Here is a 17,581-nt window from a genome sequence, read left to right as displayed (position 1 = left end):
ACAATTCAAACTAACTGCCGTCTATGCAGTAACATGGGAATTATTAAGCGAAATTTACTGCTGAAAAAACATTGCTGCCATTTAATAGGCAACACTGACGCGCAAGCAGCTAACCCGCTATAAACAAGTTAACACATCTTTATTAAGGGGCTAAAATTCAACTAATTTTTAATAAATCAATAAAAAATCTAACTTTGAGTACAGCACTGCGGGGCTATTTTTTGACTTTTACCTGCAATATTCTCTACTGAAGTTTTTGTCAGACATGCACTTAATAAACATCACGATTCCATTCAGACTGTCGCTTTATCCAATCAAAATAGTGAATATTGCACGCAGGAAAAGCTTCGAGCAGCGGCTGCTAAAACCGTGATCTTCTTCGAATAGCAGAAAAATGGGACTGATGCCTAATGTAGAGTAGAAACCACATTCAATGTCCCCATTTCATAGGGTAAGGAAGGCTAAATTTCCTCAATGATAATGGCCTCACTTTACTTAGTATTGTTTGGCGGGCGCCAGAATCTTCTGGTAAGAATGTGTTTTATCACTAAATCAGCAGCGCCTGCTGATTTAAGTCAGATTCACTGTTTGCCTTTTCAAGCCAGCCCATTTTTACAGGGACATTATAAAGTCGCTCAGCGGCAAAATAGGGAAACAGGTGGCAAGTTCCAGGGATAATTACTTTAGCCGTATTGAGTATCATATCTGGGCGGGTATAGTCCAAAACTAGCGTTTCAAGCCCTAGCTGAGACGCCCTTTTAATACATAAATTAATATCATCTAATATATCGTCATTAGCTTCTACAGCATACTCTTCGAGTTTGACTGGCGGCTTGCTGCTGGCTGCTAAGTAGTTGTCTTGTTTAATCAGATCAAAATCAAATGGCGCCGTATTACTGTTTCTTATTTCTGTAATTTGACAAAGTTCCGTGAATGCCCGCTGACAAGCTATAAAGGGATTTAAGTGGCAGCCAAAACCGAAGCAGACTTTGCCTTCCAATTTATGCTGGCTTACGGCTGCGATGACCGGGATATTAAAATCAGTGGTTAAATCAATTGCCCAGTATTGCCAGTCATCACCTAACGTGTGTGCTAACTGACTGAGCAGTGCATCACTCATATTTGAATAATCGACACTAGGCTTTTGTAATTTGTTATACCACCAAACTGCAATAGCATCTCTTTCAACAATCTCTAAAAAACCTTGCAGCACGGCTTCTTCTAACGTATTTCCAGCTGCACCACCATTATGATAAAAACGACTGAATTTATGATCTTCAAACGGCGTGTGTGCGTAACAATAACTCAGGGGAACAAAACATTGTTTATTGCGAGTTAATGACCATACAGGGGTCCAGTTTAAGGGAGTATTTGCATTGTACTTTTCCGCTGCATATAACTGATATTCTGCATTTTGCTCTGTTGCAAATTTTTTGTATTGCTTGTCTGTAAAAGGACTCAGCTGCTGCGGCAGTATATAATCAGGATTATTCTCGGGAGGTATTAAAGAAAAGACAACTTCATCACCTTGATATTGCGATGCAAGACGTTCAATACCTTCACTTAATGCACTGGCTTGTGACTGTTCCGCAGCAATACCTTTGCCCATGCTCGTATATAAAAAAGTAGCATTGGATAATTTGTGAGTAAATGTATTGATTAATCGGGGAACTTGAAAAAATCCACTGCGATAAATCTGGTTAAGGTTTTCTCCTGTTTTAGATACCGTATTAAAGTGACTCAATAATCCGCTGATAGGGCTTATAACAGTTTTGAGAAGAGCACATGTTTCTTCTGGAGCAACACAGCGTACGCCCCCGTCGATGTTAAACATTTTTTTAGCCTGCTGAAACTTGACTGGCAGCCGGGTTTGCTTCTTATATAAATCTTGATCGCCGCAGCATGGGCATTGTGGACGTTTAATCACCGGATGGCTTTCTTGATGAGCACGCTCAGTGTTTATTTCGAAAAAGCAATTTTGGAGCTCATCAACGAGCAGCTGTTGTAATTTTGGTATTAACAGAGTGATATGCTTATTAATAAGTTCTGCATCATACTTTATTGGTACTGGCTTTGTCGCCATATCACTCGTTTCTAGCGGTACATCTTCAATTAAAGAGTCTGAATCGTTATTATATTCTATCCATCGAAGTGCATTATTAATGCGCATACGGTGGTTTAAACACTGCCAGCAGGCTGTCTGATTTTCAGTGCTAAACAGCGGCCCGACAAATGTTTGGTCGCCAGTAACTTTAATTAAAACCCAGTCCTGTTTACTGTCTTGATACTTTTGGTTAATTGTTTCTAGGCGAGGATCCAGGTAATCATCAACTATCACAACATTACATTTATTAGTGATATCAAGCTGATTGAATACATTAAAAAGAGGCTCTAAAGAATTACATTGAGATAGTACTGTTATTTCATGTGATTGATGTTTATTAATTATCTGCAATGCTTTTTGGGAAAAATCGGGCAGCTGGTAAGTAACATCATCTGTACTATTATCTCGTACACGAATATATCCTGCGCTTAATAATGCCTGCAGCTGCTGATGCAGCTGTAAAATAATATTTACCGGAAATTTTCGACTTAATTCATCTAATGTTTTAGCATTAATCAGTATTTCATTTAAAGCTGTAACAGATGAAATATTCAAAATATTATGATTAAAATCGGCTAATACACGAACATAATTATTATAGAGAGAGCTGATTGAATATTTGGGATGCCATTCATAATATTGTTCAAAAATAATCAATTTCTGTTACCTTTTTGATAGTTATAGATTTGTAGATTAATTACTAAAAAGAGATGTTGATTTATTACCAATCTGAAAAAGTCTCTGATCCTTTATGCTGGTTAAAATCAATCTATTAAGGTTTTTAAGAAAACTTTTGCTGGATTAATGTATTCCTGCAGCCCTATATCAGGACTGCAGAAAAATCATCAAATTACAGAGTTAGCAAGTGAAAGGCATTCCATAATCATCCACATCGTAATTCATTAATGCTATTGGAGCCATGCCTTCATTTTGAGGCGGTGTAGGTATTGTATACTCAATAAATTGTAACGGGAGTTTTGAAATTGAATACGGCACTCCCGCCTTAATATCACTACCCTCCTTAAATTTACCAACGAATTCATCATCATACATCCATTTCCAAGATCCTTTGCCGGTATTTTTATCAAGGATATAATGAGCATGTTCATCTTCCATGAGCACGAAATCAAAATGCAGCGGATAGGTTGTATCAAGCAGTTCATTGATTAACTTTACTGTTTGCCCGGGTTTATGCTGATCAAACATCTCTTTTTCAGTAATGACTAAATTCCAAATTGAATCTTCCGTCCACATTGTTGTTAATAAATTGCGAATACCAGCACTGATTGAAAAATATAAACCAGAACTATCATTATCTAAATTAAATGATTTCTTTGGTTGTTCCGGTGCAAGTATCTCAGGAATTAACTGCGTAGGATCACGCGGTACAATAGGCGGCAGATCGAATAATTTCCGGTATTCTTTATAAGCGACTGAGAAATAAACACTATATCGTCCAGAGTCACCGACAAAGAGCCCTGTATCGATATTATACTCTTTTTCACTAAGAGCCAGAGTATACATGGTCTCTGCACCCGATTTATATGTGAGGTTTTGATTGGATTTCTGCTTGGCAGAAAATACAGCAGGATCATCAGCGGCAAAGCTAGTAAGGGCTATCGCTTGTTGAAATCCAGTTAAATACTCTTTACTTTCAACGAGTAGGCCATTCTCAATATACTTCACCCTTTGTTTTTTTGGTACCTTTACAATGATACGGTTATTAATAAAAGGCTGCAGCATCATTGAACTATTTGCAGGGTTATAAAATGGAGGGATACCTTCGTACCAGAACAAATATGGATTTCCCTCTTTTACTGGAGCTTCTGCTATTCTGGGACCAAAAGCTTTTAAATATTTTACCCAGCCTTTGTCTTTAAACTTTATATCAAACAATGTTTCATCTAATGGATCCTGCCAGCGAAAATCTATTTTTTTTCCATTACATTCATTAATAAAGTCTTCAATATTGTCACTTTCAGACCAAATTTCTGCACATTCTCGTAAATGTAATAGTCTTAAATTAATCATTCTGTCTGCAACTGAACTTGGTACTTCTGTTTCTGTTCTATCTCTAGTCATTTTATTATTGTCCTTAATTATCATTAAAAATTGCCGTTAGATCATGCTTCACTTTTTCAACAACATAAGAAGCACCTACTTTTTCCGCCTGCATCAAAGCTTGTTGAAAATCTTTTTTTGCTAATTCTTTTTGTTCAGGGAAATAATGGACACGGCACAGGGCTCTGCGATGGTACAGCTGTGCTTCGTAATAGTGCTCACCTATGGTTTGACATAAATGGATACATTCATCCAAACGTTCAATTGCTTTATTTACAGCACCATGTGATATATAGATATCGGCGATTAATGAAGAGAAATAAGCGACTGCATGTCTAGAGCCATAATTTTTCAGCTCCTCCAATGACAGCAGCTGTTTACTGTCATCATTAGCAGCCCATGAAAAGATCAAACGCCCATAAGCGGCAAAGACGGAAAGATCGTATTCATTTGACAGAGTTACTAACTCTTCTGCAGTAGTTAAACATGAAGCTTTATCGTTGTTGTATTGATGGACAATACTTGCATACATTAATGTTATGCCTAAAGTTCCAATATCATCGGCATCTTTCGCTTTTTTTACCGCTTTTTCCACATAGTTGAGCGCTAAATCAGTATCCCCCATATCCCAGCAGACTCGCGCTAAGCTGGCTAAAGAAAAAATAGCGCTATGCCAGCCATAAGTCTTAAAATGCTCCTGGTCTTGATCTACTTCAGAATGATAATCAACTGCTGATTCAAGAAATTTTCTTCCTTTTTGACAACATCCTTCTGTGTAATAGTAATATCCTAAAATACTCAAAATAGCGGACTTATCTGATGGACTTGCTACATCCAGCAGTTCTTCAATTTCTTGAGCGACTTCGGGCAAATGTTCCCGATCTCCAGCCACAAGACTCTGCATAATCTTCCACCACAAGTATTTAATAAGCTCTTTTTTCTCATAACCTTGCTTCGAGTTTAATAACTCAATGGACTGGCTGGTATATTCTTTAATCTGATCTGATGCCCAGCCGTCAGTATGCATACTCACCGTTGTTAGAATCTCATTCAATTCAAGTTTACTGTCAATCTGATCCTCTTCACTCAAATTTGTGAGCCATAATTCCACCTGCTTAGTTTGAGATACTGTTTCAGAAAATGCAGCCGCCTGCAGAGATTGTTTTGCAGCCCGAAGACCATAATAAACTGCCTGCGAAAATTTTTCTGCAGATGCAAAGTGCTGCGCTACAATTGCAGGCTCTTTCTCTGCAACTTCAGGGAAATACTTCTCTAATGAATCAGCTATTTGAAGATGAGAGTGACTAAGCGCATGGGAACTTATTCCCTCGTAAGCGGCATCCCTTACCAACGCATGCTTAAAGATATAACTGTCACCAGCTACTTTACGCTGCAGATAAATAAGCTCTGCATCTATCAGTTCATTTAAATCATTTTGCAGCTGAGACTCCCCCAGTTCTGAGGCGGCAGTTAACAAGTTATAATCAAATTCACGACCAATAGCAGCGGCCAGCTGTGCAGTCCCCTTTGCAGATACTAATGCATCGAGTTTCTGCTGCAGCGAGTCGCGTAAGCTGTTAGGTACTTCACTTATTTTGTCGGCATTTACAAAATCGGTAATACCGTTTAAATGATGTACCAGCCCTTTTTGTTTAAGCATGTTGACCAGTTCTTCAATAAACAGAGGAATACCGTCCGTACGGGTTACAACAATATCGAGTAAACTTGCCGAAACATTCTGTTTATCAAATAAAATACGAACAAAATCACGCGTATCCTGCTTAGAGAGTTTTACTAGTTCAATTAAATTAAATCCGGCCTGCCCTAATGAAGCAGGTAACGGCTGACGCGATGTACTAATTAACACATCATTAGAACTGCTGAATGCATCATTGGTACTTAAAAAAGCGATAAACTCAATACTAGTAGGATCTGCCCAATGCATATCTTCAAAAAGAAATAAATTCGGGCGCGAAGCAGTGCTTTGATCCTGATTAACTAACAAAGCGCTTAAGCTTGTAAATAATACCTTTTTCTGTAGATCCGGACTGAGCACCGATGCTTCCATCTCTTCCGGCAAGGGGAAACCTAACCAGGAACAAAGCAGAGGTAACGCATCTTTAGCCTGCAGATGCTCTATCTGATTTATTTCACAGCTTAGCTTCTGAGCAGCCGCTTCAGGTGTCAGCGCCTCCAGTGAATACTTATATTTAAGCATATTCAAAATAGGATACAGAGCGTTATTAACATGCTCCGGCAGGCACTGCGCTACATAATGATGCATATGGGCCGCGTTATTCCGCAGCTCGAAAATCAAACGTGATTTACCTATTCCCGCTTCACCATAAATATGTGCGAGCTTATTATTGCTGTTACTTTCAACTCCCTTGTTACAAAGAAGATCGTTTAAGCGGCTAAGCTCATCAGTACGCCCGATAAAAGCATGATTATTTTGTGTTCCCCGTAAAAAACCAAACGCCTCTACAGTTCGTTCTGCTACCATTTTATAAACAGCAGTTTCAGTGCGCTTAATTCCCAGCTCATGACTTTGAACTGGCTCAAATTCAATATGACTTTCAAGAATTTTACGACTTGCATCTGAACAAAGCACCTGCTCAGAGCAGGCCATACGCGAAAGCTGCATAGCAATATTAGGCGTATTACCTTCCGGTACCGCATCTGCATAACAGGTGACTAAACCGGTATGTATACCGATGCGAAGCTCCAGCTCTATACCGTGCGTTACTTTAAGCAGGGTATTGCGTTTACGTAAACTGCTGATGATATCCAATGCGCTGCGGGCACATAAACGGCTGTCATTATCACTTACGACAGGATAACCAAAATAAAATAACTGCGTGTCACCCAGCGTGCCTGCATGGTAACCGCCGTAACGAACAGCCGTATCTAGACACTGGTTTTTTTGATCTCGGTGCAGTGCGTCAACCACTTCATAATCAACAGCTTGATCAGCCGCTGAATATGCACTTAAATTAATGCTCAATGCCGTAATCTGTTTACGTTCGATCAGTGAAGTAAAACTAAGCGGCTGCTCATGAATAATGGTTTCATCAAAATCGGCACGTATCACTGTTGTATGGTGCTCTACAGCATGCTCCTTGGGAGCTGCCATATCCCCCACCAGATTAGAAAAGTTAATCTGGGTAAGCTCTTGATATAATTCGGCGGCATTAACCGTGCGCTCATGTGCTTTTTTCTGCAGGGCGCGGCGAAGCAGAGCGGCAATCGGGTGTCCGACAATGGCTGCCGGAAGAGGCACATTTTCCTGACTAAGCTGTTTATGAAATACCGATGCCAGATTAGAGCCCGACATTGCAGGCTGTCCGGTCAGACATTCAATAAAAACTAAGCCCCACACATAGAGGTCGGTTTTGACCGTCGGCGGCTCCCCTCTGAGCTGTTCGGGAGAACTATAAGAAGGCGTCCCTAGGGTTTCCTGGGTCAGGGTAATACTTTTATAATCCTGTAGCCGCGCTTCGTCCACTAAGGTACCTATACCAAAATCTAGTACTTTAACGTGTGTTTTAGCACCGGTTTTACTAAGAATAATATTGGCTGGTTTAATATCTCGGTGAATGACCCCCTGCTCATGTGCATGGGATAATGCATCTAAAACCTGGCGCATAATTTCAGCAGCATCAATAGGCAGCAGGGTGCCGCATTCAGCTAACGTCTGTTTTAAGGTTTTACCTTCTACAAACTCAAATACCGCATAAAGCAGATCAGCACAATTTCCTTTATCTAATAAACGCACAATATTAGGATGCTGCAGACGCCCGCCCAGTAAAGTTTCCCGCTCAAAACGATCGATATAACGCGCCCTTTTAGACTCGTCAAATTCAGCGCCGATTGATAAGAACTTAATAGCAACAATCTGCCCGGTATTAATCTGCCTGGCACGGTAAACACGGCCGAAACCACCTTCACCGATTTTTTCTAGGAGTTGATATGAAGGCGAGTCGAACTGCGCGGCGATTTTATCGTTAGTAACTGCTTCTCTAGTCATATTATTTTCATTATTTAGTGAGCATATAGCTATGAAATCAACTAAAAAGACTACGGCAGTAATTGATGTTTTTCAATGTATCAATGCGGATAAACGGTATCATCAGTGCGTTTCAGATCTCACTTTCAAGATTAAAGCAGGGTTTGACAGAGCGAGTTTAATTATGATACCAGCAACTAAATCAACAAATGCAAGTTTTCATTTCTATCACCCTGAAAATTCACAGTAAAAACACACCCATCACAAAAACACAATAGCCAAAGCTTAGTTTAATTAGAATGAAAAGCTACACTGGTACGACAAATTTAAATGCATAACAGCAGCACTAATTAAACACTTCGCATGTCAGACACGTAATGAACGGCGCTGATGCACTTTATATAATCAAGAAAACATATCCGTTTTTGACTGCTGTCAGCAGTATGCTGATAGATAAAATAATGCTAATAATTAGGCAGAAAATAGCAATGCGCATAAGCAGATGCGTCTGAAATTATAAAGGGGAAATTAATGGAAGTGAGGCGTTTGATTGAGCACTAGCTATTGGTATTTAACACCACGAACTTAACGTAACTTTAAGCAGTAATATTGGTAACATATTTATGCGGAATGCTATAAGTTCAATAGGGTCAGCAGTGTTTCGATAATAAAAAAGGGACAAATGTCCCTTAAAACTCGGTATAAAAGTAATTAACTTAGATTGTAGAGAACGGGTAAGTTCTGCCTGTAGCCTGGTAGTCAGCTAAAGCGATTGCTCTTTTCTCTAACTGCGGCGTTGGCGGTAATACCATGATCACTTCTGAAGCTAATTCATTTTTAAAATGTGCCCAGCCGTTCAAACCTTTTTCTTCCTGGAATGCGTTATCTCCGGCATAGTTTTCAACTTTCAATTTTGTGCCAAGCGGCATTTTGTAACCGAACTCGCGTACAGCCGTTTCAGCATCTGTTAATAACAGTTCACGAAATTGAGGACATTCCCACGCCTTAGCGACAGCTCTTGCCCAGGCATATTTCCACTCTTCATCGTCCTTAAGACCCAAAATCACGTGTTCATCACCCGGCAGGCTGGTTTGCATTATTTCTGACATGTTAAGTTTCCTTTGTAGTTATGTAATATTAATTTAAACACTCAGCGAACAACCTAAAAAATAGAATTATCATCACTCCATTTGAACATCTACGCAGGTTTGCTCAATATGAGAAATTATTAAACTGCTGTTTTATAAATTCAATAAATCTCGTTGATAACATTTCCCTATCGAGCACCGATATTACTTTACCCAGTCATTTTTTTCACCCTATTATCACAAAATAAATACCTTTAACAGACAGGTTTTATGATTTTTTTTATCAGTATCGCGTTTGTCTTCAAACACTTTTATGGAATTAGCTTTTCAGCACCCTTAAACAATACAAATAAATGTAAATTATTAGTAAATGCATTTCAGGTATATGAGAGAAGCAAGTGCCCGGCGCTGATCAGCATCGGACAAAAAGAAAAACTTAAATTCTTAAAAAATAATTAAGCTGTGTACTCATGTTTTTTCTGGTTTTCACGGCAGTCTGCTAATAATAAACTTGCCTCCTGAAAAACTGTGGTTTCAAAACCTTCGCTAAATTTAGCTAATAAAGGTCCCAGTAACTCAACGACCTTAGAGAACTGCTGTTCAAGTTTATAGAACATACAAAGATCCACGCAGGCGTCTAACTCTAAAGCAATTGAGCCCTGTTTTTGTGCAATATTAACAGCATTTTTTAAAGCGTTCACAGCAGCATCCGTATCATATTTAGACGAAGCTAAATAACCTTGTGCACGAATGCGGTAAAGAGTGGGCAATGCAATCGTTTCTCCGGTTTTATGGCACCAGTTAATGCTTTCACTTAATAACTCTAGTGCTTGTTCGATATCACCCAACTGGATTTTAGTTTCAGCAAGTGTCGCTTCGTAAAAGGTCATTGCAAACAGCTCGTTTTCAGCGCGCTTTTGTGCAATAAACGGCTCCGTATGCAGCGTAGATTTATTCGACCACTCCTCCAGACACTTCAAAAATAATGTGCACCAGGCCATGTCCGGATAACGTTCACACATTTTTTTATTGTTTTCGGAAACTTCAAGAATAAAGTCAGGCTCTTTTCGAAAGTAGCCGATCAAACCAAGATATACATTTGCCATCGCAACCGATGCGGTATGACCTATTGCAGTCGCCCGCTCATGGGCACTTTTAGCTGTGGTTACAGCCTGATCTGCATAGCCTAATTTCCATAAGGCTAGTGCCAGCGTCATTCGACAGTAAGACTCCGGCTCGAGCGAGTATTTAACCGCTAACCCCTGATGCTTTTCCGGTTCATACATAGCAATAGCCGTTTCCAAGGTCTCTTTGGCCTGTAGATACATGCCTTCCATATAATAGTTCTGCCCTAAAATACTTCTGATAGCTATTTCGAATTCCACATCTTTTAAAAACATCGCCTGCTTAAGCAGTTCTTCAGCGGTTACTCTTGCCTTGCGGCGCATGGAGCGCACATTATAAAAACCAACTAATGCAAACTTACTGCTTCTTTCAAGTTCCATCTGCGCTTGTGTTAATGAACCGGAAGGTAAATCTTTCAAGCCCTGTAGTGCGATTTCACACCTTTTTATCTCTTCGCCGACACTATCCGCCCCCATGCCTGAAACAATCATAATTGCCGGTAGAGTCACTGCTAATAAGTGCAGCGAGGATTCAAATTTTTCTGCACTGTCTTCCCGTAACTCATTCCAGTTAAGTGCTTTATTCGCAATATCAAACGCACTCTGACTAAGCGACTTAGCTAATGCGGTTTGAGCTGCTGATAACCCAAGTGCGATAGCTTCAGCATAACGCTGTGCATTAGCTAAATGCTCCGCCACCACCATGTCTGCTGTTTCCGGATGCGTTTTCAGCGCATCAGCTACACGGCTGTGAAGTGCGATTAAAGCAGCAGATGGAATCGAGTCATACGCAGCATCCCTTACCAGAGCATGCTTGAAAATGTAGCTGTCTCCGGCAACCTTTCGCTGCAGATAGATAAGCTCAGCTTCTAATAATTCAGTTAAATCATTCTGCAGCTGTGCTTCACTTCGCTTTGAAGCGCTGGCAAACAGAGCATAATCAAACTCGCGGCCGATAACAGCGGCCAGTTGTATTGTTTCTTTGGCTGATACTAATGCATCAAGTTTCTGCTGCAGGGAGTCACGTAAGCTATTAGGTACCTCATCAATATTTTCAGCGTGCGTAAAGTCAGTAATACCATTTAAATGTTGTGTCAGGCCTTTCTGCTTAAGCATATTAACCAGTTCTTCAATAAACAGCGGAATACCATCAGTCCGGGAAACCACGACATCTAATAAATGACTGGATACTTTTTTGTTATCAAAAAGGTTAATGACAAATTCACGAGTTTTAGCCTGGCATAATCTGCCTATTTCAATTAATTCAAAATCAGCAGCTTTTAACAACTTAGGTAAAGGCAGACGAGACGTCGTAATAAACACATCGCTTGAATCAATAAATCCTTGATCCTGATTCAAATAAGCAACAAATTCAATACTGACGGGATCCGCCCAGTGCATATCTTCAAAGATAAATAAATTCGGCTGAGTTTCCTTCACTTGGTCAGGGCTGATCAATAAGGCGGCTAAACCTGCAAATAAAACCTGTTTTTGCAGTTCCGGGCTGAGAGGAGAAACAGGCAACCCTTCCGGTAAAGGTAAACCTAACCACGAGCAAAGCACAGGTACCGTTTCCTGCGCACTCTGCGGTTGTATATGATTCAGCACGTTAATAAGTTTATTCACCGCGCCAGACTGTGTTAGAGCTTCTAATGAATACTTATATTTAAGCATATTTAAAATAGGATACAGGGCATTATTTACCTGTTCAGGCAGACACTGCGCACCATAATGAAACATCTGCGGACAGCGGTTTCTTAATTCAAATATAAGACGTGATTTACCAATCCCAGCTTCACCATAAACATGAGCGAATTTATTGGGGCTTAGTATGCTGGATGTATTATCCAGCTCAGGATTATAAAGCAGCGCGTCTAGAGACTTAAGTTCTTCTTCCCGGCCGATAAAGACATTATTATTCTGTGTGCCGCGTAAAAAACCAAATGCTTCAACGTGACGCTCTGAAGATAAATTATACAGAGCCGTTTCAGTAGAATCGATGCCCAGCATGCAGCTCTGCCGAGGTTCAAAATTAATATAACCTTCGAGCATATTGCGGCTGCTGTCAGAACACAGTACCTGACAACAATTTGCCATGCGCGCAAGCTGCATAGCAATATTAGGTGTATCTCCTTCCGGCACCGCATCTGCATAACAGGTAACTAAACCAGTATGCATGCCGGCCCGGATCTCCATCCGTATTCCCTGACTGTTTTTAAGCAGGGCATTACGTTTTCGTAAACTACTGATCATATCCAGGGCGGTGCGCGCACACAGGCGAGAATCATTATCACTCACCGCAGGGTAACCAAAATAAAACAACTGCGTATCACCCAGCGTACCGGCATGGAAACCACCGTAACGCACTGCCGTATCTAAACACTGGTTTTTTTGATCGCGGTGCAGTGCATCAGCCACTTCATGATCAATCACCTGATCTGTTACCGAATGCACACTTAAATTAATACTCAATGCAGTTATCTGTTTACGCTCTGTTAAGCTGCTGTACTGCATTGCACTATCATGAATAACGGTTTCGTCAAAATCACTGCGCAGTACAGTTGTGGAATGTTCACTGCGGTGCTCTTTGGGTGCCGCCATATCACCGACAAGATTAGAAAAATTAATCTGCGTAAGTTCCTGATATAACTCTCGCGCATTAACCGTGCGCTCATGTGCCTTTTTCTGTAATACCCGCCGCAGTAGAGCAGCAATCGGATGACCGACAATAGCGGCCGGCAGAGGTACATTGCTCTGACTGAGCTGCTTATGAAAAACCGATGCCAGATTAGATCCCGACATCGCAGGCTGCCCGGTCAGGCACTCGATAAAGACAAGACCCCATACATAAAGATCGGTCTTTACTGTCGGTGGCTCCCCGCGCAGCTGTTCAGGGGAACTATAGGAAGGCGTACCTAACGTTTCCTGCGTCAAGGTGATGCTTTTATGATCTTCTAAACGAGCCTCATTCACAAAGGTACCGATACCAAAATCTAATACTTTAGCATGTGTTTTGGCGCCTGTTTTAGTAAGGATAATATTAGCGGGTTTAATATCGCGGTGGATAACCCCCTGCTCATGCGCATGAGAAAGGGCATCTAAAACCTGAGACATAACGGCGGCGGCATCAGAGGGCATCAGCGTACCGGACTCGAGTAATGTTTGTTTTAAGGTTTTCCCCTCTACAAACTCAAAGACTGCATAAAGAAGCTCCCCACTTTTACCTTTATCCAGCAAACGTACAATATTAGGATGCTGCAGGCGGCTGCCTAGTAACGTTTCACGCTGAAAACGTTCAATATAACGAGTCCTTTTAGACAAATCAAACTCAGCACCGATCGACAAAAATTTAATAGCAACAATCTGTCCGGTATTAACCTGTATGGCCCGATAAACACGCCCGAAACCACCTTCACCTATTTTTTCAAGCAGCTGATATGCCGGAGAATCAAACTGCTCAGAAATATCATCACACAGAGTTATTTTTGTCGTCATGTTTTTTTCATTTTATTGTGAGCAAGAAGCTCTGAAATTGGATAAAAAGGTTACGGTAGTAATAGATATTTTGCAATATTTCTATACTAGCATTACGTTTCAGCTCTCATTTTATAAGTGCATCATAACAGTTTAACATAAGCAGTCTAATCAAGAATTTCACAAATAAATTTACTGTTTAAAAGACAAGCAAGCAGGCTGTTTTGCTGAAATGACACGATAAAAACAACTGCTAAAGAATTAAGCACTATCGGCGGGTTTGAATTTATGCATAAGCATAAGCGATGTTAAAATCAGCTTAACGGCATTTACAACAGAGGCGCAGTTCTGAAAACTGCATACTTTATAATCCCGCCTCACATTCAACATAAAAACATCAATCAAAAATCCACTATTTAACTTAAAAACACCCATTTTATTATAGTTTTTTTGCTTTTTTTAAACGAGCCATCGGAATTGAAATTAACGCCTATTGGGGCATGCTGCTGAGCGGCTCGTTTTGATGCACTAAAAACGAAATGTATGCACGATAGCCGCAAAGCATTAATAACAAACAGCCCTAAGGTTTCTTTCTTTTGACTCTTCTTTTCTTTTTAAACACATTCACACCTGCGGGTAAATTAGTCAGTGCCTGCGGTCCGTCTGCAATCGCTTTCTCAATAATATTTTTTAACTGTCCCTGCAGCGGCTGCACAAAACCCTGATAGCTTTGCGATTTTTCACTGATCGCATTCAACTGCATCTCCCACTGCGCAGTCATATCCGGCAAAGTCAACATTTCAGGTAAACTGTCAATCAGCTTACGTCCAGTTTCCGTCGCTTTAATGACTTTGCCCGTTCTCTGTAAAAACTGCCGCTTAAACAACAGCTCAATAATGCCTGCTCTTGTCGCCTCCGTACCTAATCCATCGGTCTCTTTCAGTATTTTCTTAAGCTCGGCATCTTTAACATAACGGGCAATATTACTCATAGCGGCCAGAAGAGTTGCATCGGTGAAATATGCAGGCGGCTGAGTATTCTTCTCGATCACCTCCCCCTTATTACAAAGCAGCTTCTGCCCCTTAGTCAGCTTGGGTAGAAATGTATCTTTTTCCTGCTTATCAAATAAGACTTTCCAGCCGTCACTGAGTTTTGATTTTGCTTTACTGATAAACAAACCGTTATTAATTTCAATCTCAGCCTTACACTCTGCATATTGATAATCTGGATAAAACTGACACAGAAACTGGCGGGCAATAAGGTTATAAATATTCTGAGACATTTTATCTAAACTGCTTAACGACTTTTTACTGTCCGTGGGGATAATTGCATGATGCGCATCAACTTTTTTATCATTCCAGGCGCGTCCCTTAATAGACAAATCAATGTTATCCACAGCTTGTTGTAGAGATATATCATTGTGTGAAATGGCCTGAGTAACCGATTTTGCCTGGCTGTGATGATTACGCGGTAAATATCGCGAGTCCGAACGAGGATAAGTTATTAACTTATATCTTTCATACAAAACCTGACAAATATCTAAAACCTGCTGCGCGCTGCAGCCGTAACGTTTAGCAGCATCAATCTGCAGTGCAGATAAATTATAAGGCAGCGGTGGCGCCTGTTTTTTATTCTTAGCGGTGAAACTCTTCACTACCGCAGGCTGATTAGTAATTCGAGCTGCAACATTCTCAGCAAGCCCTTTTATTAAAACACGCCCCTCTTCATCCTGATACTGAGCACACGCTTCGCTGGGTTTCCATTTTGCCGTAAACGTCTCTGCACCGTTCTCAGCATTAGTAATTAATGATGCCAGTACTTCGTAAAAAGGTTTACTGACAAACTGCTCTATCTGCTGATCCCGTCTTGCTACCAGTCCCAATAATGGTGTCTGTACTCGACCGACTGAAATAACCCCTTTATAACCCGACTTCTGCGCCTGCAGTGTATAAACACGAGTCAGATTCAAACCATATAACCAATCTGCCCGGGTTCTTGCCAGTGCTGAAGTAGACAGAGCGACAAACTCCTGATTAGATCGTAACTGTTGTAGCGAGCGCTTAACTGCATTGGTAGTTAAATCACTCACCAGACACCGCTGCGTCTGTTTAAGTTTATTACCTTTAACACCACTGAAGTGGATAACCTCATCCACCAGCAGCTGCCCTTCTCTATCAGGATCGCCAACATGAATAAGCTGTTCAGCCTGTTTAATCAGTTTTTTTAATACTGCAAGCTGCTTACTGGTACGGGGAGTCGATTTTAATTTCCATTTTTCAGGAATTATAGGCAGGTGTTCAAACTTCCATTTTTTATATTCAGGATCGTAAGCTTCAGGATCGACCTGTGTTAACAAGTGTCCGATACACCAGCTGACCACATCACCATTACCAACATGAATACATCCGTCTGCTTTTCGATGTGGTTTAGGCAGCGCATCCGCAATAGCACGTGCAAGACTTGGTTTTTCAGCAATATAAAGTTTCATTAAGCCTTCATTTGTGACTGTTTTTTTACACAGTAGTCGAATGATTTTCGAATTTCAAGCACAACACAAATTAAATCACTGTAAAACCAGTGTTTGTGGAACCAATCAACAATAACAGAGACTAACATAAACAACGCACTTACAAATGCGGCTGACTGCTAAACAAATCAGCACAAAATTAAGTTTCTTATTCTTTTCAACTTCGCCATTGGTACACTAGTTATGAACATAAATATCCCGCTTGTCATGTTAAGCCCGTTAATATTATCGCTTTCAGCCTGCGATGCTCAAGAAACTGAAACAGCGCCAGAGTCCGCTGAAATTCAAAAAACAGAACAAGCCGAAGCAGCACCGGTGAAAAGTGCTGCCGAAGAGAAAGCGCCGTCAGCTGAGTCAGTAAAAGAAAAAACACCGGATAACTGGGATAAAGCAAAAGAATCTACAGATCAGGCCTGGGCACAGGGCAAAAAAGCAGGAGAAGATCTACTAAAAGCTGGTAAAGACTCCGGTGAAAAAATATGGGAAGAGAGTAAAGAAGCTTCAACTGAACTATGGGATTCTGCAAAAAAAAGCTCCGAAGAGATTTGGTCCGAGGGAAAAAAAAGCGGCGATCAAATCTGGGATGATGCAAAAGATAAAAGTAATGAGGTCTGGGACAAGAGTAATGAGAAGTTCGATGAATTATTAAACGATAAAGAAAAAATGAGTGAATTAGAATCTCAGTTTGATGAGATTTAAACACCCGCCCCATAATAAAGGGTATACAGCAACACTTAGCTGTTAAGTTAAAAAACCATCACTTTTGCTTAACTTAACAGTTTTTTATCCGATACGTGCAAAAAAACATCAAACGAACCAGAAACTTAAAAGAACTATTGACAGTTTACCGAGGACAAAGCAAAATCATCTCGCTTTCAACAGCAAAGAAAATAACGCTCGCTTAACTCAGTTGGTAGAGTGCCGCCATGACATGGCGTAGGTCACTGGTTCGAGTCCAGTAGCGAGCACCATTTTCTTGTTCTGCAACGTTGATCAGCATACAAAAAATAATGCTCGCTTAACTCAGTTGGTAGAGTGCCGCCATGACATGGCGTAGGTCACTGGTTCGAGTCCAGTAGCGAGCACCATTTTTTCAGTAACATCCTCATACATCTAATAAAACTCCCCAAAGCCTTCAAAAACAATGACATAAGATATCTTAACCTTATAGCATCCATTACCGTCTTGTGATGACTT

The 17,581-nt window shown here is 40.5% G+C and carries 7 protein-coding genes and 2 tRNA genes; 3 read left to right on the top strand and 6 right to left on the bottom strand.

The window, feature by feature from the left end; genetic code table 11:
- Positions 1-547: 547 nt before the first annotated feature.
- The 6 genes from G327_RS0112975 to G327_RS0112940 form a co-directional block, all read right to left on the bottom strand.
- Positions 548-2,761 carry a TOMM precursor leader peptide-binding protein gene (locus G327_RS0112975; RefSeq protein ID WP_019615214.1) on the bottom strand — a complete coding sequence of 738 codons (2,214 nt, stop codon included), beginning with the start codon at positions 2,759-2,761 and terminating at the stop codon, positions 548-550.
- 201 nt (positions 2,762-2,962) lie between these two features.
- Positions 2,963-4,186, bottom strand: a complete 1,224-nt coding sequence (locus G327_RS0112970) for a hypothetical protein (RefSeq protein ID WP_157601111.1) — start codon at positions 4,184-4,186, stop codon at positions 2,963-2,965.
- 13 nt (positions 4,187-4,199) lie between these two features.
- Positions 4,200-8,192, bottom strand: a complete 3,993-nt coding sequence (locus tag G327_RS24655; protein ID WP_019615212.1) for a TOMM system kinase/cyclase fusion protein — start codon at positions 8,190-8,192, stop codon at positions 4,200-4,202.
- 695 nt (positions 8,193-8,887) lie between these two features.
- Positions 8,888-9,280 carry a BMA_0021/BMA_0022 family TOMM bacteriocin gene (locus tag G327_RS0112960; RefSeq protein WP_019615211.1) on the bottom strand — a complete coding sequence of 131 codons (393 nt, stop codon included), beginning with the start codon at positions 9,278-9,280 and terminating at the stop codon, positions 8,888-8,890.
- 434 nt (positions 9,281-9,714) lie between these two features.
- A complete protein-coding gene (locus tag G327_RS24645) occupies positions 9,715-13,878 on the bottom strand; it encodes a TOMM system kinase/cyclase fusion protein (protein WP_019615209.1) in 4,164 nt (1,387 codons plus the stop codon).
- Positions 13,879-14,437: 559 nt separating this feature from the next.
- The gene (locus G327_RS0112940) at positions 14,438-16,345 is read right to left on the bottom strand and encodes a DNA topoisomerase III (RefSeq protein ID WP_019615207.1); all 1,908 of its coding nucleotides are present in this window, start codon (positions 16,343-16,345) and stop codon (positions 14,438-14,440) included.
- A gap of 222 nt (positions 16,346-16,567) precedes the next feature.
- On the opposite strand from G327_RS0112940, the gene G327_RS0112935 reads away from it, so the two are divergent.
- From G327_RS0112935 to G327_RS0112925, 3 genes are all read left to right on the top strand, one after another.
- Positions 16,568-17,083 carry a hypothetical protein gene (locus G327_RS0112935; protein ID WP_019615206.1) on the top strand — a complete coding sequence of 172 codons (516 nt, stop codon included), beginning with the start codon at positions 16,568-16,570 and terminating at the stop codon, positions 17,081-17,083.
- 196 nt (positions 17,084-17,279) lie between these two features.
- A tRNA-Val gene (locus G327_RS0112930) sits at positions 17,280-17,355 on the top strand.
- A 41-nt stretch (positions 17,356-17,396) separates the two neighbouring features.
- Positions 17,397-17,472 (top strand) — tRNA-Val (locus G327_RS0112925).
- Positions 17,473-17,581: the final 109 nt, after the last annotated feature.

This window comes from Psychromonas ossibalaenae ATCC BAA-1528 (genome assembly GCF_000381745.1).
Taxonomy (GTDB): Bacteria; Pseudomonadota; Gammaproteobacteria; order Enterobacterales; family Psychromonadaceae; genus Psychromonas; species Psychromonas ossibalaenae.
Note: the sequence above shows the minus strand (reverse complement) of the source record. Positions and strands in the feature narration are given on the sequence as shown.